Origin of the sequence: Pedobacter steynii, assembly GCF_900103665.1 — a bacterium.
GTDB classification, from domain to species: Bacteria; Bacteroidota; Bacteroidia; order Sphingobacteriales; family Sphingobacteriaceae; genus Pedobacter; species Pedobacter steynii.
This window is the reverse complement of the sequence record NZ_FNGY01000004.1, coordinates 169,864-195,499: the sequence shown is the minus strand read 5'-3', so window position 1 is coordinate 195,499 and position 25,636 is coordinate 169,864. Positions and strand designations below refer to the sequence as shown.

Annotated in this window: 22 protein-coding genes; 11 read left to right on the top strand and 11 right to left on the bottom strand. The window is 40.7% G+C overall.

Translation table 11 applies throughout. The features are described 5' to 3' along the window. Positions 1-164: 164 nt before the first annotated feature. Positions 165-1,079, bottom strand: a complete 915-nt coding sequence (locus tag BLQ87_RS13075) for a haloalkane dehalogenase (RefSeq protein WP_074607887.1) — start codon at positions 1,077-1,079, stop codon at positions 165-167. 83 nt (positions 1,080-1,162) lie between these two features. Beyond that, entirely contained in the window at positions 1,163-1,924 is a 762-nt protein-coding gene (locus BLQ87_RS13070) for an AraC family transcriptional regulator (RefSeq protein WP_074607339.1), read from the bottom strand. A gap of 188 nt (positions 1,925-2,112) precedes the next feature. On the opposite strand from BLQ87_RS13070, the gene BLQ87_RS13065 reads away from it, so the two are divergent. The 8 genes from BLQ87_RS13065 to BLQ87_RS13030 all read left to right on the top strand — a co-directional run bounded on the left by BLQ87_RS13065 (position 2,113) and on the right by BLQ87_RS13030 (position 8,715). After that, positions 2,113-2,991, top strand: a complete 879-nt coding sequence (locus BLQ87_RS13065; RefSeq protein WP_074607338.1) for an AraC family transcriptional regulator — start codon at positions 2,113-2,115, stop codon at positions 2,989-2,991. A 69-nt stretch (positions 2,992-3,060) separates the two neighbouring features. Beyond that, positions 3,061-4,116, top strand: a complete 1,056-nt coding sequence (locus BLQ87_RS13060) for a hypothetical protein (RefSeq protein ID WP_074607337.1) — start codon at positions 3,061-3,063, stop codon at positions 4,114-4,116. A 333-nt stretch (positions 4,117-4,449) separates the two neighbouring features. Further along, a complete protein-coding gene (locus BLQ87_RS13055; RefSeq protein WP_074607335.1) occupies positions 4,450-4,635 on the top strand; it encodes a hypothetical protein in 186 nt (61 codons plus the stop codon). An 80-nt stretch (positions 4,636-4,715) separates the two neighbouring features. Next, a complete protein-coding gene (gwsG, locus tag BLQ87_RS13050; RefSeq protein ID WP_074607332.1) occupies positions 4,716-5,699 on the top strand; it encodes a grasp-with-spasm system ATP-grasp peptide maturase in 984 nt (327 codons plus the stop codon). Between the two features lie 214 nt (positions 5,700-5,913). After that, positions 5,914-7,029, top strand: a complete 1,116-nt coding sequence (gene gwsS / locus BLQ87_RS13045) for a grasp-with-spasm system SPASM domain peptide maturase (RefSeq protein ID WP_074607330.1) — start codon at positions 5,914-5,916, stop codon at positions 7,027-7,029. Between the two features lie 14 nt (positions 7,030-7,043). After that, positions 7,044-7,814: a hypothetical protein gene (locus tag BLQ87_RS13040; protein ID WP_143010432.1), complete on the top strand. Its 771-nt coding sequence runs from the start codon at positions 7,044-7,046 to the stop codon at positions 7,812-7,814. 190 nt (positions 7,815-8,004) lie between these two features. Further along, positions 8,005-8,223, top strand: coding sequence for a hypothetical protein (locus BLQ87_RS33765; protein WP_176832993.1), 219 nt, complete (start codon positions 8,005-8,007; stop codon positions 8,221-8,223). A gap of 150 nt (positions 8,224-8,373) precedes the next feature. Next, entirely contained in the window at positions 8,374-8,715 is a 342-nt protein-coding gene (locus BLQ87_RS13030) for a gamma-glutamylcyclotransferase family protein (protein ID WP_216857819.1), read from the top strand. Positions 8,716-9,075: 360 nt separating this feature from the next. Here the strand turns inward: BLQ87_RS13030 and BLQ87_RS13025 are convergent, their stop codons facing one another. The 6 genes from BLQ87_RS13025 to BLQ87_RS13000 all read right to left on the bottom strand — a co-directional run bounded on the left by BLQ87_RS13025 (position 9,076) and on the right by BLQ87_RS13000 (position 18,281). Continuing rightward, positions 9,076-10,119 carry a hypothetical protein gene (locus BLQ87_RS13025; RefSeq protein ID WP_074607325.1) on the bottom strand — a complete coding sequence of 348 codons (1,044 nt, stop codon included), beginning with the start codon at positions 10,117-10,119 and terminating at the stop codon, positions 9,076-9,078. Between the two features lie 50 nt (positions 10,120-10,169). Further along, positions 10,170-11,120: a substrate import-associated zinc metallohydrolase lipoprotein gene (locus BLQ87_RS13020; RefSeq protein ID WP_172664906.1), complete on the bottom strand. Its 951-nt coding sequence runs from the start codon at positions 11,118-11,120 to the stop codon at positions 10,170-10,172. Between the two features lie 37 nt (positions 11,121-11,157). Further along, on the bottom strand, positions 11,158-12,609 hold the full coding sequence (locus tag BLQ87_RS13015; RefSeq protein WP_074607320.1) for a RagB/SusD family nutrient uptake outer membrane protein: 1,452 nt from the start codon (positions 12,607-12,609) through the stop codon (positions 11,158-11,160). 2 nt (positions 12,610-12,611) lie between these two features. Continuing rightward, complete coding sequence (locus BLQ87_RS13010; RefSeq protein WP_074607318.1) at positions 12,612-16,208, bottom strand: SusC/RagA family TonB-linked outer membrane protein; 3,597 nt, start codon at positions 16,206-16,208, stop codon at positions 12,612-12,614. A 270-nt stretch (positions 16,209-16,478) separates the two neighbouring features. Further along, positions 16,479-17,630 carry a FecR family protein gene (locus tag BLQ87_RS13005; protein WP_074607316.1) on the bottom strand — a complete coding sequence of 384 codons (1,152 nt, stop codon included), beginning with the start codon at positions 17,628-17,630 and terminating at the stop codon, positions 16,479-16,481. A 69-nt stretch (positions 17,631-17,699) separates the two neighbouring features. Next, positions 17,700-18,281, bottom strand: coding sequence for an RNA polymerase sigma-70 factor (locus BLQ87_RS13000; protein ID WP_074607314.1), 582 nt, complete (start codon positions 18,279-18,281; stop codon positions 17,700-17,702). Positions 18,282-18,559: 278 nt separating this feature from the next. Here BLQ87_RS13000 and BLQ87_RS12995 point away from each other — a divergent pair, with 278 nt between their 5' ends. Beyond that, positions 18,560-18,991 (top strand): MarR family winged helix-turn-helix transcriptional regulator, encoded by a 432-nt coding sequence (locus BLQ87_RS12995; RefSeq protein WP_074607312.1) that lies wholly within the window; start codon positions 18,560-18,562, stop codon positions 18,989-18,991. Between the two features lie 8 nt (positions 18,992-18,999). Next, positions 19,000-20,016, top strand: a complete 1,017-nt coding sequence (locus BLQ87_RS12990; protein WP_074607310.1) for a phosphotransferase — start codon at positions 19,000-19,002, stop codon at positions 20,014-20,016. A 25-nt stretch (positions 20,017-20,041) separates the two neighbouring features. Here the strand turns inward: BLQ87_RS12990 and BLQ87_RS12985 are convergent, their stop codons facing one another. Both BLQ87_RS12985 and BLQ87_RS12980 read right to left on the bottom strand, forming a co-directional pair. After that, entirely contained in the window at positions 20,042-21,595 is a 1,554-nt protein-coding gene (locus BLQ87_RS12985; RefSeq protein WP_172664905.1) for a S8 family peptidase, read from the bottom strand. 150 nt (positions 21,596-21,745) lie between these two features. Continuing rightward, positions 21,746-22,381, bottom strand: a complete 636-nt coding sequence (locus BLQ87_RS12980; protein ID WP_074607301.1) for an MgtC/SapB family protein — start codon at positions 22,379-22,381, stop codon at positions 21,746-21,748. A gap of 343 nt (positions 22,382-22,724) precedes the next feature. On the opposite strand from BLQ87_RS12980, the gene BLQ87_RS12975 reads away from it, so the two are divergent. Beyond that, positions 22,725-24,734, top strand: coding sequence for a S9 family peptidase (locus BLQ87_RS12975; RefSeq protein ID WP_074607300.1), 2,010 nt, complete (start codon positions 22,725-22,727; stop codon positions 24,732-24,734). 71 nt (positions 24,735-24,805) lie between these two features. Here BLQ87_RS12975 and BLQ87_RS12970 read toward each other — a convergent pair whose 3' ends face one another. Next, positions 24,806-25,621 (bottom strand): tyrosine-protein phosphatase, encoded by an 816-nt coding sequence (locus BLQ87_RS12970; protein ID WP_074607299.1) that lies wholly within the window; start codon positions 25,619-25,621, stop codon positions 24,806-24,808. Positions 25,622-25,636 lie beyond the last annotated feature (15 nt).

Below are 25,636 nucleotides of genomic sequence, written 5' to 3'. Positions count from 1 at the left end.
ACTTTTACAGGTAACGCGCCTTATACTAATATAAAGTTTTGAATTTTAATTCAAATAACCTGAGTCCGGTTAACAATATTCATCAAATCTTCATAATTGAGATGTACGTTTGTATAGAGAGCGTTAATTTAATAGCCCGTATCCGTAACTGGTGCGGGTTATTTTCATTTTGCTGGGGTAATACCTTGAAGCCATGTAACCAAAGCCATACCTACCTCTGCCGGTGAGTCTTCTTGCGGATAATGCAGGCCCTTTACCACTATTTTCGTTGTATTGGGCAGACTGTTGCAAAACTGTTTTGCATCAGGAGAACTCATTCCCGGATCGGCTTCAATGTACAGCTTTGGTACCTTGGTTTTCTTTAGCCATGCGGTATACCTGGTGGCTACTGCGGTAAATGCGCTGGGTTCTCCGTAAAAGGGGAGTTGGCGGGCCCAGGACAGCATAGGCCGGCGTGATTCTCCCGGTACAAGAAAAGGCCTTCGGTATTCGTCGTGTACTTCTTTTGTCAAGGGAATGAGGTGCGATAGCGGAATGTTGACTTCAAGAAAAGAATTTTGCTCAAGTACCATTTTTTCGCCTTCAGGTGAGCGTAGCGCCTGAAAGATCTCTTTGCCTTTTGGAGGCATCTGTTCCCATTTATAGGGAACGGTAATAGATTCCATAAACGCAATTCCTTTAACGGCTTCAGGATGCCTGCTTGCCCAGTCGAATGCCAATGCCGAACCCCAATCGTGTACGACAAACGTTATTTTCTTTTTAATCCCAAGCTTTTCATAAAAAGCATCCAGGTAGCGGCTGTTTTCGGCGAAGGTATGTGATTTCGGATCTGAAATCTTTTCTGAATCGCCCATTCCGATTAAATCGGGAGCAATGCAGCGCCCTAAGTGCGATACGTAAGGGATGATGTTTCTCCACAGAAAGGATGAGGTCGGATTTCCATGCAGAAATACAATAGGATCACCAGTTCCGGTTTCTACATAGGCGATGTCTTTCCCCAGTACGTTAACGTGTTTTTTTTCTGCTGCCTGTGACAGGAGGGTGCTGGTAACTGCGATAATTAATGGTAAATGTTTCATGTGCTCATAATTTAATAGGACAAAATTATGCTGCATGCGAGACCAAAAATTGTACAAAATCAAGTTTTACCGGCTTGCTGAATTCACCACTTCGGTACGCCCTTTTTGAAGAACTGACCAGGACTTTCGCCTGTGAATATCTTGAAATCCCTGTTGAAATGGGCCTGATCAAAGAAACCGGTTTCCAAAGAAACTGCGGTAAGGTCCTGATGCGGCTGGTAAGTGCTGATGACTGATTGGATCCTGACGATGGAGGAGAAGTGTTTAGGAGAAATGCCTGCCTGTGCACGGAAGCGCTTTTCGAAAGAATCGATATTGATGTTCATCGCAGCGGCAAGCTCTTTTATTTTGTAATTGCCCTTACTGGATTTGATCATATCTACGGCCTTACTAATCATGGGGTCTTTATCGTTTGTTTTAAGTTGTGTGATCAGGAAGTTTTCGACCATGACGATCCTCTGGGCATGGGTTTGAGTCCTATCCAGGCTTTCTTCAAGTCGTTGAACCTGTTCGGCAGGAAATACGTTGTCAAGATTTACATTTAGACCCGAGAACTCGTTTAAAGGCATGTTTATGAATGCTGCGGCGCCAGCCTCCTTGAAAAGCACGAGCAATACGGCCGATCCAGCCGTATAATGCAGTGGTCGCGCCACTCTGCATATGCCTGTAATGCCAAAGCCCAGATTCGTATCGTTGAGATGTATTGCGCCTTTAAAACGCAATGCCATAACGGGCGCAGTACCAGGCAGGAGCTGACGGGTTAAATCACCTTCACTTTCTGTAACCAGGAAGCGGCTTACAAAAGGCTTAAGTACATCTGAGGGAAGAAATTGATGGACTTTCATTTCAAACGCATTATACAACCAAATATAACCGCTTTTTTGTTTCTCCGTGTTGATTTTATCAGATGTCTTATCATCAGATGTGATAAAATTGGAGTTTAGGTATTACTTTTACGATAAATGTGCACTGGACTTTGAAGTGTACAGGTCAGCAAACACATCTTTGATTTGTTTAACGGGTTAAGGTATAAATGAAAAAGGAAAAAGAACAAAGGTCGAAGGTCAAAACCTACCATTTTGTACCCAATAAATATGGGAGGGAATTGTTGTTGGATATTGGTCGGGTGGAAATGTTAAATCATTACGTGCTTGATCCCACCTTACACCAACTTAGTTTTTATGAAATTCTATTTATAGAGCAGGGAAAAGGTGTTTTTTCATTGGATGATCACAAAATGGCGATCAGTCCCGGCACCATCATTTTTACCAGCCCGGGACAAGTGCGGCATTGGGACATTGAAGAAGCGGTAAAGGGTTATACGTTATTCTTTGAAAAAGAATTTCTCCATCTGTTTTTTTCAGATCATCTGTTTCTATACCGGTTTCAATACTTCCATCAATATTCGCGGCCTGCAGAAATGCAGATGCCGGAAAAAGATTTTGCCCGATGCCTGAAACTCGTGCATACCATCGAACAGGAGTTTTCCAGCCTTCAGAATGACAGCAGCCATTTAATAAGGGCTGTTTTGTACCAGTTGCTTGTTGTCCTTAACCGTTATTATGCCAATACCTACCATTTGCAAACCGACACCTCTATACATGCGGATTTTTACAGGTTCCGGGCTTTATTGGAAAAGGAGTTTACTGCCCATCACGATGTGCTGAGCTACACAAAAATGCTGAATATCAGTCAGGGATACCTTGGGAAGCTCTGCAAGCAATATAGCGGACGCTCTGCACAGCAGATGATCCATCAGAAGTTGATCTCGGAAATAAAAAAAGCTTTATTTTATAACAAATCTGCCAAAGAGATCACCTATGAGTTCGGTTTCTCGGATCCCTCCAATTTTAACCGGTTTTTTAAAAAGCTGACCGGCGCTACACCACAACAATATAAGGATCAACTGTAATTGACCATTTATAGTTCAAAATGACCATTTTAAAAGGAGGGCTAAGGCTAGTTTTGAAAAAAAACTAAAATGATCAGGAACTTATTCAGCCTCCTTTTCTTGCTTTCAATAGCAATGGCGGCATCAGCACAAGAACTATACGTGAACCCCCGGATTGGCAACGATGTAAATTCAGGAACAAAAGCGAAACCATTAAAGACCATTGCTGAAGCGGCAAAGCGGGTAAATGTAAATGAACATCCGGGCTCAACGACCATCACGCTCACAGAAGGCGTACATCTGTTAACAGAAACCGTTGTATTCACAAATAATAAGTATACGGACGAAAGTCGTCTGGTCATTTGTGCGGAAATTATGCCGGACGATCAGGACTGGACACCTCAGAAAATGCCTGTTGTGGTCACAGCTGTACCTCTTAAACCTGGTATAGGTGGGGAAGAGGCGAGAGGACTGCAACCAGAAGTTGACCATGTAACGATTGAGGGTTTAAGATTTACAGGGAGTCCGGATTATGCTTATATAGATGATCAAAATCTTCGTCGTTCCTATCCGATTTGGCGCGATGGTAAAAAACTAGACGATCTTGTCATCACGCAATGTCTGTTTGCTGGTAACGTTGATGTGTTACCGCTGCATGTTGGGGTAATTGCCAATGGCTACGGTCTGGTGATTGACCATTGCGTGTTTTTCAACTGCAAAATTCCGGTGGTATTCTGGCAAAGCGAAAATGGGAGAGGCAGGGGTAACGCTATGCGTTATTGTCTGGTTTATGGGGGATATTTTAGTGGGGTATGGACAACCAGGAGTACCGATGGAGACTTTTTCGAATTTCACCATAATATTATAGCCAATAGCAGCACGGTCTGGATAAGAGAAAAAGGAAGTACAAACCGATACAAAGCTTCTGATTGCCTTTTTACCGATTATATGAACCTGGCTGGATTTGGAAGTGGTCCGTTGGGTGGCAACAATACCACTTCAACCGATTTTCTGGAAATGAAAAACGTAAGAACCACAGGAACCGTTCAAATTGAAAAAGATCAAAGCAAACGAAATTACCTTCAGTTAGCGGAAGGTTCAATTGGTGCAGATTTAAAAGCAGGACTTTTTAAAAGGAAGAGGTAATTAAAGGTATTTACAGGAACCTTACCATTAATGCCACCGTTCGCGTATTAAACTTACTTTGCAGTTGATGGAATCTTTTTTAATGCGTTTGATTCGTTTTCAGGAAGGTGATTTGCTGAGATATGGCGGTTTATTATTTTTTATATTAAACTATGACTAATTTTTTAGCTATAATATGTCTTTTGTAAGGTTTGTTTTGCGAAAATGCTGTTGTAATTGTCGTTAATCTAATGAGTGTCATTATTTGGTCATGTTATATTAATTAATAGTATATTAATTTGAATTTAGTAAATTCAATTAATCAATTTATTTAACAACCAAAATTAATTTATTATGAAGAAGAAGATTTCATTAGAAAAATTCGAAGGAAAAACATTAGAGAAAGAACAGCTTTTTCATGTTTTAGGTGGTGCTGCGTTTTTCAACACCAAGTCAAATGGTCATACGACTAAGTCTGCGGGTGATGATGCGGATACAGAAACCAGCGACACGGATGAAAGACCAAATGAAGAAGCATAATTCATTGAGTTGATTATTTTGAATCCATTATTAACGATTGTTAATAATGGATTGTTTTAATTTATAAGAGAGATTGATTCATGATTGTTATAAATAGTATTTCAAAAGACCATACAACAACCGAAGTGATTAGGTGGCTAATTGCCCTTGGTGTTACGGATTTCGTCCGGATTGATTCAGATGTTGAGGATATTGAGTTTGTAGGGTATAATGGTATTGATTCGTTTATCATATCTAAAAATGGGATACCTATAAATCTTTTTGAATCAAAGTCATATTGGTATAGAAGAGGTGGTGCAATTTCATTTTTTAAGTCGAAATTAAAAGACATGAAATTAAGTCAGGATCTAAATCTGGAGAAAAAATTAATTGGAAATATCTCTTCCGAAAATCGGGCACTTAATGATTATATCAAACAGTTTGTAGCGCATAGATCTCCTGTTAGTTTGGGTTCATATAGCAATTCAAGTTTGAATAAGCTGCATGTCCTGGATTTAGCCAGGCAGTTCGGCATAAAAACGCCCGGCACATTTGTAATTAATACAAAAAAAGAACTTTCCCGGAAGCTCATGGAAAATGGGCCTTTAATTACGAAGGCGATTTCAGAAGGGGTAAGTATATATAATGTCAATCATAGCTATTATTCCTATACCGAAGAAATCAATGAGTCTGATTTAGTTAACATTTCAGATGTGTTTTTTCCTTCCCTGTTTCAGAAAAAAGTAGATAAAAAATTTGAGATAAGGGTTTTTTTTCTGGGGGATAGATTTTATTCAATGGTGATTTTATCGCAGAGAAATAAACAGACTGAGGTTGACTTTAGAAAGTATGACGAACGTAAACCAAATAGGTTTTTACCTTTCAGGTTGCCTGCTGAAATTGAATTAAAATTGGCCGCACTTTTTAAAGCCCTTGATTTGAATACCGGGTCGGCTGACTTTGTTGTCGATAAAAATAACGAATACTTTTTTTTGGAGATAAATCCGGTGGGTCAGTTTTCCATGGTTTCATACCCTTGCAATTACTATCTGGAGAAAGAGGTTGCGAAATTTTTAATCAATTAAACCTAAATTATGCTGTCGAAAGAACCGCTACACATTGATCCCTTACAGATGGAAAAGTGTCCCATATATTTCAGATATATATATTTTAATAAAATGATTCCGCTGGAAGTGGAAAGGAAGCTATTTCAACGTTCGCTAAAGAACGGCTCTGTACTGTATAGTAGGGAAAACTTAAACAGACCTATTTCAAAAATAATTAAGCTTTAATTAAGTTATGTCATCTTATATAGATTGCGATAGTTATTTTCTTGTTTTTGCAGATTGTATTCCAACCAGGGGAGCGAAAAACTCAACAATTTGCGATTTGACACGTACCACATTAGAAGTCTTTCCCAGTTCCTTTTATCCCTTTTTTGAGATTTTCAGAAAAAGCACTGTTAAGGAAATATATATTGACCTCGAATTGGAAAGTCATATTGAATTCACAAAGTTCCTCGACTTTTTACTCGAAAAGGAATATGGAATGTTTGTGGATGATTTAGATTTATTTCCGGAATTAGAGAAAAGGTGGGAATCTCCTGAGCTAATTAATAATGCTATTGTTGACGTCCGCCTGCGAAAGCATGATTTTGGGGTCATATTTGATCAGTTGAATAGCTTGGGTTGTGTTTATGTCCAGTTGAGGTGTTTTGAAAGCCTTTACACCATTCAGGAGTTGTCGGATGTGATTAAATTAGCTGAGGATAAATCCATACAAAGTATAGAATTAATCATTAAATACCATACTTCTTTTACAGATCAGGATTATGTTGATTTGTATAATGACCACGTTTTAATTTCTTCTCTTTTTGTGCATTCTGCGCCGGAGAATAAGGTCCTCATCGCAGATTTTGGGTATAAAGGCGAAGATCAGATCCTCAAACAAGAGATTCATAGAGAAATTCATTTTTATACTATGCCAATTACGGGTGCAAGTCATTGTGGTATTATTGACGCTAAGTATTTTTCTATCGGTGACGTCCAAAGTTTTATGCACAATATTTCCTATAATAGTTGTTTGAATAAGAAAATTTCAATAGATGAAGAGGGTTTAATCAAGAACTGTCCGTCCATGACTCATGATTTTGGATCTATTGACGATAATATTTTGATAGATGTTGTTGCCATTGAAAGTTTCAGAGGTGTTTGGGGGGTAAATAAGGATTTGATAAATGTCTGTCGGTCCTGTGAATTTAGAGCAGTATGTACCGATTGTCGTGCGTATATTGAGTCTCCGGATGACTTTTTATCCAAGCCATTAAAATGTGGTTATAATCCTAACGATGGTACCTGGACTGATTGGGCAGAGGGTAAGGAGCATGCAATAGTGCATTATGGAATTGATATTTGATTTATTTGAATAGAATGGCATTAACTCCCCGCAAAATAATTTTATATATTTTTTTAGTTTCACCATTGGTCTTATTATCTATGTCTGCACATGCTCAGGAACAAAAGAAAAATAGGTTTAAATGGGATTTAAGTAAAAAGCTGCAGCATCTGAAGAATAGGGAGGATTCGACAACCTGGTCTAAACATAATTTTGAAATTGATTTAAAGGACATAGAATTTTCAGGCAAGCCTATGATGGAGGGGATTTTTCCCGGACCAAAATACAGCTTAATCGGGGATTCTGCTTTTGTGGGAAATGGTACTGTGGCAAATTATCCCGGGATTAGTTTGAATGACAAGAAGATTGTTTACAATGGCTTTTACGTTAATAAGTCTTTCATTAATCAAGATTATCTTGGAGCGAATCCAAATGAAGTTTTCTTTCTCGTGGTTGTCCTGACGGATTATATAGCTGAAGATGGTTACTCACATATCGAGTCAAGTGTAAGCTCAAGAAATCATCCAGATTATATTGGGCAGGGTAGCATTAAAACTAAAAATAATAAAGTTGATTTCATTTCATTTCTTACGGCAGACAGGAATAACTATGCTGTTGTAAACTTTCGTCTTTTCGATTTGAATTTGGGCAGGGTTGTTTTGATTGCACCTCAGAAAGATGGCTCTCTAAGGTCTATGCAGTTGAAGTCAACCATATTGACATCTAAAGAGGTTAAGCTTTACGTTAAAGACCTTTTGACTCAAAAAGAGGTTGTTTCTTTCTTTTTAGAAAAAGGCAATATATAAAATCTGTTTTTTATTGGCCAAATCCGATAAAATTCAATAAGGTTTTCCATTCAGGATATCACAATAATTTGTCTTTTGCAGGCGGTATTCCGTTTTGAGTATAAGGTTAATAAAATATGATTACTATTATTACATAATCGTTGACTAGTCAAGTGTTTTTTTGTAATAAATCCACCTCATTAAAACACTAATGAACCTCGCCAAAGTACAGGCTGTGATCTCCCGCAGGTTCGATCGCTTAAATATTCATGGCATAGGATTTAATGATTTTATGATCCTTTACCTCTTGTTGCAGTCGGCCGCTGGAAAAATGAGAAGGATAGATCTGGCAGATCAGATTGGCAAATGCATCAGGTGGGAGCGGAGCAATAAGAAAACAGTTGGCACATGGGCAACTAAATCTTGCTGAGTATAAAGGGCAGTTGTTGTTTGGTAAAGCGATGTTGAATGAAGCCTTGAACAATATGCGTTCTGACAGATTTGATCAGTCTATTGAACAATTGATTAGTACAATAATTTAATACATTTTTGTTTATTCCTATGTCATTTATAACTTTGGATGATGAATACCGAAAATTTATTTTCCTACGGAACCCTACAGAACGAAAGTGTACAAATAAAAAACTATGGCAGAGTACTCGAAGGAAAGCTGGATAAGCTAACCGGATACGCACTGTCAATGATTGAAATTACTGATGCAGAAGTAGTAGCCTTAAGTGGCGCTGCATATCATCCTATGATTAAACATACAGGTATTGTTCTTGATGTCGTTGATGGGATGGTTTTTGAAATTTCAGCAGATGAGCTTAAAAGAACTGATGAGTATGAAGTTGACGATTATAAGCGCGTACAAGTAGTATTAGCATCGGGAAAAAAAGCCTGGGTATATATAAATGCATAAATTCCATTTCTACCAGATACTTTTTCTTGCCCGATATTTTGAACGTAACCATTAAATGGTTGTTGTCTTTGGCGATTTCCAGCCGTTCCAAAGAAAGGCTTTTTGTATTTAAAGTATTTTCCAGTTCCTGGATCTGACTGAAGTCCGGATCACGAAAGGTGACGCTTAAGAGCTGTTCCTTTTGCAGTTGAGCAATCATCCGCTCTACCTTGGTGACCATTAACAATACGCCAAGTGTGATGACGGTAAGACATAAAGCCAGTGCATGATAACCGATCAGCTGTTAAGATCATTAAATAAAAAAGGGCCTAAACCGGACAAAATCCAGTTTAGGCCCTTATAACGATCGGCTTGAGGAGCTTATTTTACAACGAGCTCAACGACGGTCCCGTTTTTTATGGATTCTTTGACACCTGCATCATAACCGATATATTTAGCGATAACAGTTCCCGCTACCGGCTTTGCATCTCCTGGGGTGAAAGCAGTTTCGGTTGCTTTTAAGGCGGTAATGTTGGCCAGCTCGGGAGCCGGAGTTTGTCCGGTAATGGCTTTGAAAACCAGACATTTATTTGCCTTGTCATAACTTTCGCTAAACTGATTGTCCAGATAAGTGGCGCCGTCTGTAGCGATTGCTTTGCCAGCTACCCTTAGCTCTGTTGAAAAACCAAGACTTAAAATGCTGAGGTTACGGGCATTAATATGCTGTCTCATATCAGTTAATAAGACCGGCTTTATGGTCGCTTGCCTGTTCATATTTGGACCATAGTATCCTTCCAGCCCGATACTGTCCCGGTGGTAAGATTTGATCAGAAAGTCAAAATCAAAATCTTTGTCTTTCTTTAAATCTGAAAGAAAACTGGAATTTAAGAAAGTAAGAGAGGTATTGAAACTCCCATAAATGTTATAGGTATTGGTGCCTTCGCTGAGTTCAATCCTACCTGAAGGACCTTTAAGGGTTAGCGGGAAAAATTTATCTACACTTTCCTTAAAACTTATATTTGCAGGATTGGTGATTAAAATGTTTCTTAAAGTGGCATCAGCCAGTCCGCCAAAAGCAGCAATCAGACTGTTAATTTCTACCGCATCAGCCGGCCTCAACGCAATTGCTTTTCTAAGTTGCTGGATCACGGTAATCGGCGTGTAATTTAACTTGTACAGGTTTGCATTACCATCTTTCATAAACGCAAAGCCAACTTTTATTGATGCTTTGTTCTTGTTCATAAACTGAGTAACCCAAACAGAATCATTTGTCAAAGCTGTTTTAATCTGGGTATTATAAGCTTCTCTTCCCGGAGTTCCTTCCGGAACGGAGTTGTCTATCGCTTTTTCGCAGGAGATCAGGGTGGCCATCAGCATGATAAGGATGCAAAAGGACCCCAGGCCTGAATATTTATATGGATTCATTTCTTTCTTTATTTAAGTGTATAGTTGGATTTAAACCAGTATAGAATGGGCTATTCATATTTCTTCTTTATCGCTAAAAGACTGGCTTTTACCTCAGGGCTTTGCAGATAGATCCGTAATTTATTTAGGTCGAGACCCAGGTTTTTATAATACTCATCTACGTAATTGTATTTTCTAATCGCTTCTGGCCCCAGGAGGTAATCTTTTTTGATGTCTTCGGGTGTTTTCCATACCATGATCTGAGTATAGGTAGCGAAATCTTCCATCTCATTTTGCATACCATAAGGAATGAGGAATCCTTTTTTGTAGGCATCCGTTTTACTTACCCGGGTGTATCCATCTGTTCCTTTCAGGTAGTTGGCTGCAGCAGCGAGGGCAAACGGAACCGGGATATCATTCCTGGTGTTTACATAGTGGGTAAATTCATGGTAAAGAAAACCGATTAATCCGGCATCTCCGGGATTACTGAAAGTTGCACTTTCGTAGATCATATTCAGAAATTGCTGATCCGAATTTTTTTTACGCAATAGTTCCCCGAAATTGTTTAGTCCACCCAGGGTAAGCCTGTTGGGCTGGATGTTTCCAGCTTGTCCTACCGTGCTTTCTCCAAAACTTTCCGCTCCGCCGTAGTTAATCCCGCTGCCAATCAGATAAATGGTTAATGGGGTTTCCTTTGTCACAAAACTGTTCTTTATGGCTGTTTTTTCCAATGCCTTAAAGTAAAGCTCCTCCATAATCTCCATGTAAGGCAGTATATCTTTGGTATTGGCAGGATCGGCAACGGCATTTCTTGCAAATACATTACGGTCCCAGTTGTACTCAAACAACACATCAAATTTGTCAAAGAATTCTTTCTGTTTTTTGCCCAGTGGGGTAGAGGTATCAAAAACCTTTGCTGGCTCTATTTCGGCGTTTAGCTTTTCTTCCTTATTACAGGCAGTAAGCAGTACACTAATCATCATAATTAGCGCGCTCATGATCTTAACTGAATAATTTTTCATCGTCTTAATATTTAAATATCCGTAAGGAAAATCCTGGTTACTGTACATCTTTATTAAATTGAATTTCTTCCAATGGCATCTTGATCACATATTCATTCGCATTGGTCCCAGTTAATTTATAATCGGTTCCATTCATGTTATGGGTAACCGGTAGCTGATGTCGTTTGATGTCAAACCAACGCATACCTTCATTGCCAAAACGCATCCGCTTGATTTTTAACAGCAGGCTAATGGCCTTTTCTTTGGTATTGGCGGCTTCAAGTTCATCCGTTCTTTCTTTCAGCTTATCAGGTGTGTACTGCATAGACTGATTGTTGATCAGAGAAAGAAGATCAGCTTTTGCCACATCATTTAGCAGCTGATTTTTTTCAATCTGGGCTTCAGCACGGTTAAACAAGGCTTCGTCGACTGTAATTAGCGGCATGTTCATATTTCTATTACTCTGGGTAGAGAAGTAAACGAACTTAACCATGATGATGTCATCGTACAAGGGACTGGTACGGATCGTGCCACTATGACCGCCCTGATCCAACATAAACGAGCTCAGGGTGTATGGATAGTATCCTGAAAAGAAATAAGCAAGGAGTTGATAAGTGTTGTTTCCCATCATCAGATAGGAAGGGTTTACGGGATCAAAATAGGTTTTGCTAAACAGGTCCGGATCTTGTGTACCCCCCCTGATTTTCGCAATGTTAAGAGGTAATGCATCCGCCTGTACAGCAAGGTCTGCATACTTTGTCGCATTGTCCCATTCTTTCTTGTTTAAGTACAAGCGGGAAAGTAAGCCATAAATGGCTCTTTTGCTAAAATAGAACTTGCTGTTGAAAAAGGGGTTTTTATCGTCCATCAATTCCAATGCACTCAACCAGTCCTTTTCAACCTCATCATATAACAATTTAACAGATGCTCTGGGGCGGTTAACAATGGCTTTTGAATTATACTCCCCGATATAAGGCGCGGCCAGATCGGTCGCAGCAGTGGCGGCATCATATTGTTTGCCAAATAAATTGGCCAGCATAAAATTGCAATAAGCCTTAATAGATTTTGCATGAGCGATGACATTGTTCAAACGTGCTGCCTCACCTGCCTTGGCTGATTTAAGTTCTTCTGCCTTCGAAATGAGCAGGTTTGCATTGTTGATCCTGAAATAATACCGCAGAAAGGCGGAATTTGGGTTAAGACCATCTGCAAACATCTGGTTCTTATCGACACTGTTTTTTAGGATTTCAAAAGTAAACAGGGGTTTGATTTTTTCATTGGCATCGCGTACCACATGGCCGGCGATGTCTTTGTATACATAATCATCTGTCATGAAATCGGTGAAATGATGATCAGAGCCTGGTTCAATGGCAATGATTGCTTTTTCCAGATCTTTTAGCTGATCCAGTGACGTTCTGTTGTCGATATCAGCTTCCAGGAATTTTTTACAGGAGGCCAGCGGAGCAATGGCGATGAAAAGTATAAGTGAAATTTTCTGTATGTTTTTCATGATTAGAAGCTTGCATTAAGTGAGATAGTGAACGTTTTAACCGGTGGAATGTTCAAGCCATTCAATAAGGTCTCCGGGTCTTGCCCTTTCAATCGTTTGGAGGTCCATATTGCGATGTTTGATGCTTCAGCGCCCAGCGATAAATTTTGCATTTTCAACCTTTTTGCCAGTTCATTGAAGCTGTATTGAAAGTTTAGATTTCTGAATCTCAGATAAGAAGCGTTAACGGTACGCATGTCATTATAATTGTAGGCCGTGAAAATAGAAGTGTCAAAGAAACCTGCATTGTTGTAATTATCCCGGTCATTTTCGGTAATCAGGCGGGGGATAACGGTATGGCTTTCATTTCCGGGCGCTGTCCAGCGGTCAGCGAAATCTCCGGGAATATTGGTGTCATCCCTGAACAGGCTGTTCATTGTTCCACCACGGTAGAAATCAGCCATTCTTACTTTATGTCCGGCATTAAAAATAAATGCAGCGCTAAGACTCATATTTCTGTATCGGATAGTTGGGGTAAAACCTCCTGAATACAATGGATCCCGGCTACCCTGATATTCCAGGTTTCTGATATCAGTATTGGTTTGTAAGAAGGACTTCACAATGTTTCCATCTTTGTCATAGTACTGCGGCAGTCCATCAGAACTTAATCCCGCCAGACGGAAGGCATATAGTCCAAGTACAGGTTTACCTTGCAGCGCATAGCCATTGGAATTGGCAATCTGGTAGATGGTTGGGTTGCTTCCGGTTAAATCTGAAAGTACGGAGTTCTTGTTGTAGGCCGCATTAAACATGACATTTAAGGATAAATCTCTTGCCAGGGTAACCGGACGCAGATTTATGCTAAGCTCAACACCTTCGTTTCGCATATTTGCCCAGTTAAAGACTTTGTTGGTATAACCTAAAGATGGGGCTACCTGTCTGTTTCCCAGTAAATCGAAATTGTTTCTGCGATAGTAATTAAAGCTGAGGTCAATCGCTTTTAATAAAGTAAGGTCTACGCCGGCACTGAAAATGTGTTCCTTTTCGAACTTAAGGTCTGTATTTTCCGGTTCAATAATCCCTACCGATGTTGTATTAAAGTCGGGATATACCCTTGTAATATTCGTGTAATAAGCGATCATATCCGGTCCCCTTACACCATCATTACCTCTCAAGCCATAAGAAGCCCTGAGCTTTAAATCAGATATCTGATCGCCAAAGCCTTTCATGAAAGACTCCTTACTTACGTTCCAGGCAATGCCTGCCGCCCAGGTTGGTGTGAATTTACTAAATGTGACGTTTGTGGCGTCTTGCCTCAATGAAAGGTCTAAGATATACTTATCTCTAAAGCTGTAGGAGGCGTTTCCGTAAAAGGCAACGGTATGTCTGTTTTGTTCGGTGTAATAATAATTGGTTCCTGCAAGTAAATTCCTGCCATTGTACATCCGTCTTTCATCTGCCGGAAGATTGGTGGCCTGTATCAGTCGCTGTGTCGCAAGGTAATTCGGTATGGTTGTTTTACTCTCACTGAGGTAACCATAACCCCTGTTAAAATAACCATTCTGTTCATTGGAAGTGGCTTCTGCTCCTCCAAACAGGGTGATTTTATGTCCACTTTGGGTGTACAGGGCATCCCAGTCTAATTGCAGCCTTCCGGTAACAAATTTTGAAGTAGAAGTTTCCCGGTCGAGGATACCACCTTCTGGTAAAATACTTACCGGAGGCAGGTAGCCGGGATTAGAAGGGATTTTATACAGTCGCGGATTCCGGTCATTTTGTGTCAGCATAAATCCATTCATATCTACAATACCCATTTGCCTGAACTGATTGGCATAATTGGAATATTCGGTCTGAATTTCATTGCTTTCATTGTTGACTGCACGGGTATTAAAAATTCCGCTTAAGCGCAATTTGTCCGAAAATCTATACTTCAAATCCAGTTGTACCAGGAAGTCGGCGCTGGCGAGTTTAATGTAATTGTTATTGATTTCATTGATGATATTGAAATCAGTATATCCTTTTTTGTAAAATTCGAAACCACCATTCTCGTTATAAGGACGCATGGCGCGACTGGCATCTCTTGCATAGATAAACGGATTTACCTGTGTACCCGGGTTCCGTTGGTTCCGGTTGGAGTATTTGAGCATAAGATCTGCCGATAATCTGTCCGTAATCTGATAACCTGAAGTTAGGTTGACGGTGTATCGATCTACTTTTTCCCCAATGGTTTTGCCCATGTCATTATAATAACTAACGGATAACCTGCCTGTTGCTTTTTCTCCACCATAGCTCGCACTCAGAGAGTGTTGTTGCAGGAGCGAGTTTTTATAGAGTTCGTTAAACCAATCGGTATTCGTTTCCTTTAGGCCCTTGACCTGCATTCTGTACTGTTCATCATTTAGCTGTTTCGTATTTCTCAGGTATTGAAGCTTCGAATAGGCACCAGAATTTTCTGCAGAAAAACTCATCAATGCATTTTGATAAATGTTGAAAATTTCCTGATTAAGCGTAGTCTGGTCTTTTGAATTCAGCACATCAAAATCGGTGATGGAAGGTTTCATCGTAAAGGTTGCATTGGAAGAATAGTTAATGTTTAAAGCACTGTTCTTCTTTGCTCTTTTGGTAGAGATGATAATTACACCATTCACTGCCCGTGTTCCATACATCGCAGTTGCCGTTGCATCACGTAAAACGGTAATGTCTTCAATGTCTTCCGGATTTACCCCGGAAAGCGCACTGGCCAATAGATTTCTGGCACCACCGGAGTAGAGTTCTGAGGGCGCAATATTCAACGGGGCTTCCAAAGGAACACCATCGAGTACCCAAAGCGGTTCATTGATTCCGGAGAGTGAAGAACTACCCCTGATGCGGATCTTGGGGGCTGTCCCAAATACAGCGGAGGCTGTTTCAACCGTGACACCGGCCACCTGGCCCTGTAACATTTTATCCAGTGTTCCCATACTGGCCACTTTCATGTCTGCTACTTTAATCTTGGTCACTGATCCGGTAAGGGATTCTTTTTTGATTTTCTGATATCCTGTCACCACAACATCATTCAGGTTTTGACTGTCTGGCTGAAGGCTGATGTTGATCGGACCGGATCCGGCACTGACTGTTCGTGTGGTATATCCGATATAGGAGATGGTCAGACTGGCTTCGGCACTGGCCACTTTGATGGAAAACTCTCCTTTTTGGTCGGTAAGGACATAGTTTTTTGTTCCTTTTTCGACCACGGTTGCACCTGATAAGGGCAGGCCTTTTTCGTCGGTGACTTTTCCTTTAATGTCGGTACTTGCCTTAGTCTGGATATTTACTTTTTTTGGCGCGTCATTTTCAAGGATGACAATACTCCGTGACTCGATCGTGTAGGTGAGCCCCCGGCCTTCAATAATCTTCTCTACCACTTCCGCTACCGGGGTTTGATTAAAGTTAATATTCAGCTTTTGACTGTTTTTAAGTTTAGTAGTGGATATAAGTACATCATAACCGGTTTGTTTACGGATTTCCCAAAGAATGTTCTCAACGGAGATGTTGTTTTTTCTTAAAGTTACCTTTTGCCCAAATGACGCCGCACTGAGTTGTAACATGGAAATGATAAGGAGTATCGTAGTTAACTTCATAATTAGTAAAGTCTTGTGGACGAGACCATAGTGCACACAGAAAACTCTGGTATAATTTTTATACATTTGATAGTCTTTTTTAGGGATCTGCCTGACATTTTGCTTTGAAGAGCAGCTCACCTGGTTTAGAAATTATTTGATTTTCTTGAAGAAATAAGACAGATTAGGGCTCCGGGTCGCAATCGGAGTCCTAAATTTACCTATAGATCATGCAAAAAGGGGCTTAGGTAGAATCTTTCATCGTTTTGGTTAGTTTAGGTGTTTAATTGGTTAGTTATTGATTTCAGTTACTTTTATTTTCTTGCCTTCCAGTTTGAACTTTACGACTCTGGTTCTCTCCAGCATTGCCAATACATTTGATACGTTTTCATATTTGCTGATGGTTCCAAAGAAAACATGTCGCTTAACGGAGGCATTTTGATAATCAACCTGTACATCATACCACCTGCTGATTTTTAGCATCACGGTTTCCAGGTCTTCATAGTTAAACATGAAGAACCCATTCTTCCAGGCAATGGCATATTCGGTTTGAATGCTTTCTATTTGCAGGCCATTGTCGGAAAGGGTTGCCTGTTGTCCGGGTTTTAACAGCTCATTTTGATGGTTGAACTTAACTTTAACGGAACCTTCAATCAGCGTAGTTTTAGTGTTGTTCTCTTCAGGATATGCCTTGATATTGAAGTGCGTGCCCAGTACTTCCACTTCCTGACCTTTGGTTTCGACAATAAAAGGATGCTCCTGATCTTTGGCAATCTCAAAGTAGGCTTCTCCGCTTAGGTTCACTATGCGTTTATCCTGCCCCTTGAAAGTAGAGGGGTAGCTCAGCGTTGATGCAGAATTTAACCAGACAGAGGAGCCATCGGATAATTGTACTTTCCAAAATCCTCCGTTAGGAGTGCTGATATTATTCCGGGCAATAGTTTCACCTGATATTGGGAGATCTTTCATCTGGTAAATGACTTGTCCATCGGCAGTTTTAATGATGGCTATACCTTGCTCAGTTGCCAGATTTCCATTTTTCGCATTGGTAAGTGAGATTTGCTTGCCATTGGCCAGTGTTAAATAGGCTTTATTTCCTCCAGGCACCATTTGTTTTTGGGCAATAGGATTGGAAGTAGGGGCGGTAGATTGGTAATCATATAATATAGTAAGGCCGACAAGAATTAAGGATGCAGCAACGGCGCTTAATTTTTTCCAGACCGGAATAACTTTGGAAACAGCGGGCAACTCGTTTTTTATCCTGGCCTGAATTTTTGTTAAAAGCTGAGCAGGGTCTACATCTGAATGCTGATGTTGCAGTTGTTCATCATCAAAAGCCGCATACCATTGTTCGTACACGAACTTTTCTTCGTCGGTAATCGTGCCTTTCTGCCATTTTTCGGCTAGTTTTAGAATATGATCAGGAGTTTCTTCGCTGTGCATTTTAGGTGACTTTTATCTATAGTCACAATTTGATGAGCTAACCCTATATGGTTCCTTAAAAAAAAACAATTATTTTTTCAGAAGGAGCATAAGGAGTGGTATACTCACTTTCAGACTGGTTTTAAGGAATACCAATGCGCGGGTGATATGAGCTTCAACCGTTTTTTCGGATAGGCCCAGCTCTGTAGCAATCTGTGAATTCGTTTTATATTCTTCACGGCTCATTTTAAATACAATACGGCATTTTTCAGGTAATTTGTTGATACTCATGGTCAGTTGATGCTGGAGTTCTTTTTCTGAAAACCACAGCTGGGTACTGTCTATAGCCGGTTCCTGCATTGCGATATGTGTTGCGATCTGACTGGCTTTGCGCAACTGCCTGCTCTGGTGATTTATAATCTGATATTTTACGGCGACACTCAGGTAGGTATTCATGCTGTATTGAATATCAAGCGTAGTCCTTCGTTTCCAAAGGCTGAAAAATACATCCTGTAATACTTCTTCAGCTTCGATCTTATCGTTTAAGCGATTAACGGCAACTGTATATATCTTATCCCAATACCGGTTATAAATTTCGGTATAGGCCCGCTCATCGCTGGCCTTTAGGGCTGCGCACAATTCGGCATCAGATAGTTGGTTATAAGCTTTCATACAAAAAAGCCAAAACAAACAGCTCCTTTCGAAAAGGAATCGCCATGACAGTTTAAATTGGCAAATGCCTTTTTAGACTCCTGATGATTCATTCCCGAATGTAAATTCCGCTTGGTCCGGCTCGAAGAATGGTTGGTTTGTTAATTATCGATGCTAAATATATTATAATAAATTTAAAATATCAAAAGCAAAGTCGATAAAAGCAGGGCTGATAAAGAAAAGGATAGGTTAATGAATAAATAATGTTATTATTGCATAATCATTGACTAGTCAAGTATATGTTTGTAGTAAACCCCGCTTTAAAAACACTAATGAACCTCGCCAAAGTACAGGCTGTGATCTCCCGGAGATTCGATCGCTTAAATATTCATGGCATAGGGTTTAATGACTTTATGATTCTTTACCTCTTGCAACAGTCGGCCGCTGGAAAAATGAGAAGGATAGATCTGGCAGATCAGATTGGTCTCACTGCTTCGGGCATCACCCGAATGTTGTTGCCCATGGAGAAAATAGGACTGGTAGCCCGCGAAGCAAATGAACGCGATGCAAGAGTGAGTTACGTTGTACTTACCTCAGTTGGAAAGCAGTTATTTGAAGAGGCTGAAAAGACAGCAAGTGCGCTGGCCGGTGAAATTATTCCGGCCTTAAAACCAAAAGAAATGACCCTTTTAACTGATTTGTTAACCAGCCTTGGTGGCAATATTACATAGTGTATCAAATGCAAACTTTACATTCCCTTATCCCGGCATCAATATCAGTGGCCGTTGAAAACGCCTTGGTGCAGACTTTTAATACGACAGTATTACAAGAGGTGATTTTATTGACTGGGGGCTTATCTGCGGCCAAAGTGTACAAGATTGCAGTTAATGACCAGTATTACGTTTTGAAAGCTGATCCTGTGGAAGTTATCCATGACCATTCCTGTATGGAAGTTGCGGCTAAGGCTGGCCTTGCTCCAGCAATTCATCACCTAAATAAGCATACAGGTATAACAATTACTGGTTATATTCAGCAGACTCCATTGCAAAATGCTTTCAAATCTCCTGGCATCTTGTTAATGGAGCTTACAAAAACGATCCGGGCGATCCATGAGCTGCCACTTTTTTCGAAGGAAAGTAGTTTACTGGATACTGTTGATGGACTTGTTGGTGAGTTTAAGGCGTCACAAATGTTAACAGGCCCTGCTTTTGACGTTTGCTTTACCTATTATGAGGCGATTAAAGCACATTACCCATGGCATGATACCGATAAGGTGTCGAGTCATAACGATCTTAATCCAAATAATATGGTTTTTGATGGAGAGAAAATATGGATCATAGACTGGGATGCCGCGTTTAGAAATGACCGTTATGTTGACCTTGCCATTACGGCAAACTTTTTTGCAGCGGCAGATCAGGAAGAGCATCTCATGCTGGAGACCTATTTTGGTGAGGGTCTAAAGGAGTATAACAAGGCAAGGTTCTTTATCATGCGTCAGCTATGCCGTATCGTTTACGCGATGCTCATGTTCAGATTGGCAAATGCATCAGGTGGGAGCGGAGCAATTCATGATTTGGATATGCAGGGGGCTACTTTGGCTTTAATAAGAACACAGTTAGCAAATGGGCAACTAAATCTTGCTGAATATCAGGGGCAGTTGTTATTTGGGAAAGCCATGTTGAATGAAGCCTTGAACAATATGCGTTCTGACAGGTTTGATGAATCTATTCAACAATTGATCAATACCATAAATTAATAGATAGCGGTCACAAAATTGGATTTCATTTTGAGCTGGCTTTTATTTTCGCCAGCTCCATTGCTTTTTTCATATCTGCGATACCATAACCAAAAGGCAATTGAGGATTACCGGCCCGATCGGCAGATTTACGGATGATTTCCATTAGATCCTGATTGGTTAGCTTGGGGTAGGCTTGCCATAAACAGGCGACTAACCCGCACATGATCGGACTGGCATAGGAGGTACCACTTCTATTTTCGGCAGTGCCGGAAGTATTGATGACGCTCGTATAACCACCCATGGCCATTACATCTGGTTTGATCCTGCCATCGGCAGTCATCCCCCAGGAGGTAAAGCCGCTTGCGCTGCCATTAGGGTTGGTCGAACCTAAGGTGAGCACGCCAGGTGAATCAGCAGGAGTACCTACCCATTTCTGCTCGTTCCCCGCACAGTTCACAATAAAAATTCCTTTTTTGAAGGCCATATTTGCCGCCTTACTGGCCAGAGCGGTTTTACCATCCATATCATTGGCAGTATAGCGTTTGGTGAGATAGGAATAGCCGTCACTATACGATAGAGAGGAGTTCACCAAATCTACTCCTGCACTGTCTGCAAATTCGATGGCACTTGTCCAGTAATCTTCTTCGACCGGAAATTCGGTGTCACCATCTTCTGTTCGAAGCAGCCAGTAATTTGCTTCAGGTGCGGTACCTACATAGGTTCCAGGTTTGTTTACGGCCATACATGAGGTTACCCAAACACCATGCGTATCGATGCTGTATGGATCGTCATTTTCATACACAAAAGATTTTGCACCTTTAATGTGTATGTTATCAAAAGCCGGATTGTTTTTTAACTGCAAAAAGCCCGCATCAATAACAGCAATATCGATTCCTGCACCTTTAAAGCCCTGCTGATGTAACACTTCTCCCTTCACGGTACTGATATTTAGTCCGGCCGATCCATAATCAATTGAGGTACCCGGATCGGTATAATTTCCTGCCTGTGGTCTATCCACATATTTGGGGGCATTTGAATTTTGCTTCCTTTTTCCCACATATACCAATATGACTTCTTTTACGAAAGGTAAAGCTTTGTATTTGTCGACCAGAAACTGATCCTGAAGGGTGACGGTCACCGTATTCAACCACTTACTCTGGGCAACAATGGTCCCTCCAATTTCGGTGATCGCCTTAAGGTATTGCCTGGATATAGGCAAGTCAGTCTCATCAATGGGAATATTTCGTTTGAGACGTCTTTCAATGGCTTTTCTTGAAAGAAACGTTTCAGGGCTACCAATTGAAAAATCAGATTTTCCCTTATCGGTTAATACCAGTCTGAATTTATAGTCATTTCCATCAGTTACGATGATCTTACATTTCGCTTCACCTTTTCCATTCAGAAGTTTGGCATAAACGTAGGTAATACCAGCTCCCTTTGGCCATACAATTCCTGCTGTGGTTACTTCGGCAATACGCGGATTATCTACCCGCCATTCTACAGCAGCTGAAGTGTTTTCAGGGAAGTTTTCAAGAATGACCGACAATTCCCTGCCAAAAAAGCTGTCATTTGCCAGAATAGCACTGTCCAAACTCATGCGAACGGAAGGAGTTGGTGGTTTTGGTATTTCAGTTTTTTTACATGCAGATAAAAAAATAAGGAATGCTAAGCAGTTTATTAGTAAGTAGCGGGTGTATGATTGCATTTTTAATTAAATGATTTTCCGCCATAAATTTAGGATTAATATTTAAGTAAAACTTAGTATTTCTGGTCGGGTGGCAAGCGTTTCACTCATTTCTATCAGGTACTTTTTTTTACCGGATACTTTGAACATGACCATTAAATGGTTGTTTTCTTTAGCGATTTCCAACCGTTCCAGGGAAAGGCCTTTTGTGTTTAAAGTATCCTCCAGTTGCTGAATCTGATTAAAGTCCGGATCACGAAAGGTGACGCTTAAGAGCTGTTCTTTTTGCAGTTGAGCAATCATGCGTTCTACTCTTGTTACCATTAATAATACGCCAAGTGTGATGATGGTCAGACATAAAGCCAAGGCATGGTAACCGATTCCGGTTGTCATACCAATTGCGGCAGAAGTCCATATTACCGCGGCTGTGGTTAATCCCCGAACAGAAATCTTGTCTTTAAAAATGACACCTGCGCCGATAAAGCCGATGCCGGTGATGATGTTTGCCGAAATCCGGTCGTCGGCTCCAGCGCCGTGACGGGAAACGATGGTGAAAATTGTAGAGCCCAGGGAAATTAGAATGATGGTACGAAAGCCGGCAGACTTATTTTTATATTCCCGCTCAAAACCTATTGCTCCTCCACAGATGATGGAAACGATCATCGCAACCATATCCTCGAGTTCTACTGTAAAATCCATAAATAAATCTGTAAGTTATTATTTGCTATTACAAACCGATATCGGTCGGTTTTGTTTGAGTTGGCTATGCCAACGCTTTCAAATCCTGCATGCAAAAGGTGAATTACTCATTCTGAAAACGCACACAGCTAAATTATGATTGTCGTCATCACGGCGACTCCTCCTGATAGTAGAAAATGAAAAGTTAATGATAGTTAATTAGTGTTAAATAAAGTTGCAACATAGTGGCTTATTGCGAGTAATTTATATATTCGCCTCATTGTTGCATTAAGTTGGTGCGACTCAAAAAACTCCTGGATGTATCCCGAAAAGGGGACATTCAACTAACATCTAAACTTTAAAAATGAAAAAACTATTCTCTCTTATGATCCTGGTTCTTGGATTACAATCCGTTAATGCGCAGGAAGTCCCGATATTAGATCGGGAGCTCTTTTTTGGAAATCCTAAGATCTCCGGAGGGCAGATCAGCCCCGACGGGAAGTACATCTCTTTTATGAAAGAGTACAACGGCATTATGAACATCTGGGTAAAATCCTTTAAAGAATCTTTCGAAAAGGCCCGCCCCCTAACCGATAGCAAAAGACCACTAGGCGGTTATTTCTGGACGAAGGACGGCAAGTACATCCTTTATACAAAAGATAAAGATGGCGATGAAAATTCAAATGTCTTCGCTGTAAACCCAATGGCGGGATCAACGACCGGTGTACCTGCATCAAGAAACCTTACTCCCCTTAAAGATGTAGCTGCACAGATCTATATGGTAAGCCGTAAAAACCCGGACTTGCTGATGATTGGCGTGAACGATAGGGACAAAGCATGGCATGATCTCTATTCTTTGCAAATTTCTACCGGTAAGCTGAGCAAAATTTATGAAAACAAGGAAAGGATTACAGGGTATGATTTCGACTGGGATGAAAAGCTAAGGATCCTTTACACGACTGACGAAAAAGGAAACACTCAGATTTTGTACAAGGAGGGCGACAAACTCACACCCATCTATGAAACATCGGTAACGGAGGGAGCTTCTATTCTGGACTGGAACGAAGACAATACGAAGTTTTATCTGGAGACCAATAAAGGGGAATTAAATCTTTCTACGCTTTTCCTCATGGATCCTGCGACGAAAAAGCTGACAAAAATTGAAAGTGATCCCAAAGGAAAAGTAGATTTCGGCGGTTTGTCCATAGACAGGAACACGCGTAAGATCATCTCAACTTCCTACACGGCTGATAAAACGGATATCTATTGGAAAGACAAGACCTGGGAAGCAAATTATAAATATTTGCAAAGTAAGTTCCCGGGAAGAGAAGTGAATTTTTCCAGCTCGACCAAAGACTATTCTAAATTTTTAATTGCCGTATGGGGTGACAAGTATGCTTCAGAGGTTTATTTCTTTGATACAAAAACAAAAGAACTGGTGCTTCAGTATACGCCGAATCCTGAACTTAAAAAGGTGGAAGCGCACCTGGCTTCCATGACGCCTGTTTCCTACAAGAGCAGCGATGGATTGGAAATTCCGGGCTACCTGACGATCCCTGCCGGTTCCAATGGCAAGAACCTGCCTTTAATCGTATTGGTACATGGAGGCCCTAAAGGTGTGAGGGAAAACTGGGGATATGATGCGGAAGTACAGTTTTTGGCCAATCGCGGATATGCCGTTTTGCAACCGAATTTCCGCGCGAGTGGTGGTTATGGAAAGCAGTTTCTCAATGCAGGTGATTTGCAATGGGGAAAACTGATGCAGGATGACGTTACCTGGGGTGTAAAAGATCTGATTGAAAAAGGTATCGCAGACAAAAGCCGCATTGTCATCATGGGCGGAAGTTATGGTGGCTATGCAACTCTCGCAGGATTGGCATTTACACCGGAACTGTATGCAGCTGGTGTAGATATCGTAGGTCCGAGCAATATCTTCACCTTACTGGAATCTATCCCGCCTTATTGGGAATCAGGAAGAGCCTTCTTGTATGGCATGGTTGGTGATCCTAAAACCGAAGCTGGAAAACAAAGAATTAAAGAAGCGAGTCCACTGTATAGTGTAGATAAAATCAATAAGCCACTGCTGATCATACAGGGCGCCAATGATCCAAGGGTAAAGCAGGCGGAAGCGGATCAAATTGTAGTTGCGCTTCGTGAAAAAGGTAAAAAAGTAAGTTATCTGTTAGCGGATGATGAAGGACACGGCTTCTATAAACCGATCAACAGAATGGCCATGTATGCCGAAACAGAAAAATTCCTGGCTGAAGTAATTGGAGGACGATATCAGAAAGATATGCCGGAAGCGGTTTCAAAACGTTTGAAAGAAATTACCAGGGATATCAATACGGTAACTCATAAACCTGCTGAGAAGTAGGAATGTAAAAAGAAGGTGTAGTGAGCGCTACACCTTCTTTTGCTAAATGCGTATAAATGATTGAGACCGCTTTATGAAGTATATTTCTTCCGTAAAACGGCGCGCTCTTTCTTACCGATACCCATTTCTTTTTCCATGAAATTCTCAATGCTGCCATATTTTTTTTCAATTGATTTGAAGAATATTTGCAGCAGCTCCGGACGCAGGTCCATTTTCTTTTTGATTTCTTCACTGCTCATTCCTGTAGCCTTAGCCATAGGCTCAAACATTTTTCCCATCATTGGCAACAGGTAAACATTAGAGGCGGTAAAATCAGCTTCAATGGTTTCCTGCGGAACGCCAAGTGTATAAAGAAATAAAGCGGTAGCCATACCGGTGCGGTCGCGACCACCGGTACAATGGTAAAGTAAAGCGGTGGTGTCTTTTAGCTGGAGCAGTTTCTGAAATACAGGTCTGTAACGTTCCCCAAAATAGCGGATTCCTCCATCCCCGTAAAAATTGTCCAGGAAATCACCTTTTTTAAGGTAAGCGATCATTTGGGTGTTAGAAGGAAGGCTGTCACTTCCGGCAGGGCTTAAGGTATAATCAGTACCTTTCAACAGGCGGTCTGGCGCTGCAGCTGATTCCTTGTTTCCCCGTAAATCAACTACGGTATAAATGTGTTTGTTACGGATCGTATCCATATCTGCATCTGTGAGCCCGGCTATAGAAGCACTACGGAAAACCCTGTTCCATTTCACCTGTTTCCCATCATTGGTTTTATAACCGCCTACATCGCGAAAGTTTAATGCACCTTGAAGGTGTACCAATCGTTTAGTGCTGTCTGCCAGTTGGGCCATACTCAGGGAGGGGATTAATAAAGCGATGAATAATGCTGTTCTTTTCATGAGAATATATTTGTT

What these genes read in the sequence shown, in the direction of transcription:
- BLQ87_RS13075 (WP_074607887.1), bottom strand. Translation starts at nt 1,079, where the DNA reads ATGAAACATTTACCATTAATTATCGCAGTTACCAGCACCCTCCTGTCA.
- BLQ87_RS13070 (WP_074607339.1), bottom strand. Translation starts at nt 1,924, where the DNA reads ATGAAAGTCCATCAATTTCTTCCCTCAGATGTACTTAAGCCTTTTGTA.
- BLQ87_RS13065 (WP_074607338.1), top strand. Translation starts at nt 2,113, where the DNA reads ATGAAAAAGGAAAAAGAACAAAGGTCGAAGGTCAAAACCTACCATTTT.
- BLQ87_RS13060 (WP_074607337.1), top strand. Translation starts at nt 3,061, where the DNA reads ATGATCAGGAACTTATTCAGCCTCCTTTTCTTGCTTTCAATAGCAATG.
- BLQ87_RS13055 (WP_074607335.1), top strand. Translation starts at nt 4,450, where the DNA reads ATGAAGAAGAAGATTTCATTAGAAAAATTCGAAGGAAAAACATTAGAG.
- gwsG (WP_074607332.1), top strand. Translation starts at nt 4,716, where the DNA reads ATGATTGTTATAAATAGTATTTCAAAAGACCATACAACAACCGAAGTG.
- gwsS (WP_074607330.1), top strand. Translation starts at nt 5,914, where the DNA reads ATGTCATCTTATATAGATTGCGATAGTTATTTTCTTGTTTTTGCAGAT.
- BLQ87_RS13040 (WP_143010432.1), top strand. Translation starts at nt 7,044, where the DNA reads ATGGCATTAACTCCCCGCAAAATAATTTTATATATTTTTTTAGTTTCA.
- BLQ87_RS33765 (WP_176832993.1), top strand. Translation starts at nt 8,005, where the DNA reads ATGAACCTCGCCAAAGTACAGGCTGTGATCTCCCGCAGGTTCGATCGC.
- BLQ87_RS13030 (WP_216857819.1), top strand. Translation starts at nt 8,374, where the DNA reads ATGATGAATACCGAAAATTTATTTTCCTACGGAACCCTACAGAACGAA.
- BLQ87_RS13025 (WP_074607325.1), bottom strand. Translation starts at nt 10,119, where the DNA reads ATGAATCCATATAAATATTCAGGCCTGGGGTCCTTTTGCATCCTTATC.
- BLQ87_RS13020 (WP_172664906.1), bottom strand. Translation starts at nt 11,120, where the DNA reads ATGAAAAATTATTCAGTTAAGATCATGAGCGCGCTAATTATGATGATT.
- BLQ87_RS13015 (WP_074607320.1), bottom strand. Translation starts at nt 12,609, where the DNA reads ATGAAAAACATACAGAAAATTTCACTTATACTTTTCATCGCCATTGCT.
- BLQ87_RS13010 (WP_074607318.1), bottom strand. Translation starts at nt 16,208, where the DNA reads ATGAAGTTAACTACGATACTCCTTATCATTTCCATGTTACAACTCAGT.
- BLQ87_RS13005 (WP_074607316.1), bottom strand. Translation starts at nt 17,630, where the DNA reads ATGCACAGCGAAGAAACTCCTGATCATATTCTAAAACTAGCCGAAAAA.
- BLQ87_RS13000 (WP_074607314.1), bottom strand. Translation starts at nt 18,281, where the DNA reads ATGAAAGCTTATAACCAACTATCTGATGCCGAATTGTGCGCAGCCCTA.
- BLQ87_RS12995 (WP_074607312.1), top strand. Translation starts at nt 18,560, where the DNA reads ATGTTTGTAGTAAACCCCGCTTTAAAAACACTAATGAACCTCGCCAAA.
- BLQ87_RS12990 (WP_074607310.1), top strand. Translation starts at nt 19,000, where the DNA reads ATGCAAACTTTACATTCCCTTATCCCGGCATCAATATCAGTGGCCGTT.
- BLQ87_RS12985 (WP_172664905.1), bottom strand. Translation starts at nt 21,595, where the DNA reads ATGAGTTTGGACAGTGCTATTCTGGCAAATGACAGCTTTTTTGGCAGG.
- BLQ87_RS12980 (WP_074607301.1), bottom strand. Translation starts at nt 22,381, where the DNA reads ATGGATTTTACAGTAGAACTCGAGGATATGGTTGCGATGATCGTTTCC.
- BLQ87_RS12975 (WP_074607300.1), top strand. Translation starts at nt 22,725, where the DNA reads ATGAAAAAACTATTCTCTCTTATGATCCTGGTTCTTGGATTACAATCC.
- BLQ87_RS12970 (WP_074607299.1), bottom strand. Translation starts at nt 25,621, where the DNA reads ATGAAAAGAACAGCATTATTCATCGCTTTATTAATCCCCTCCCTGAGT.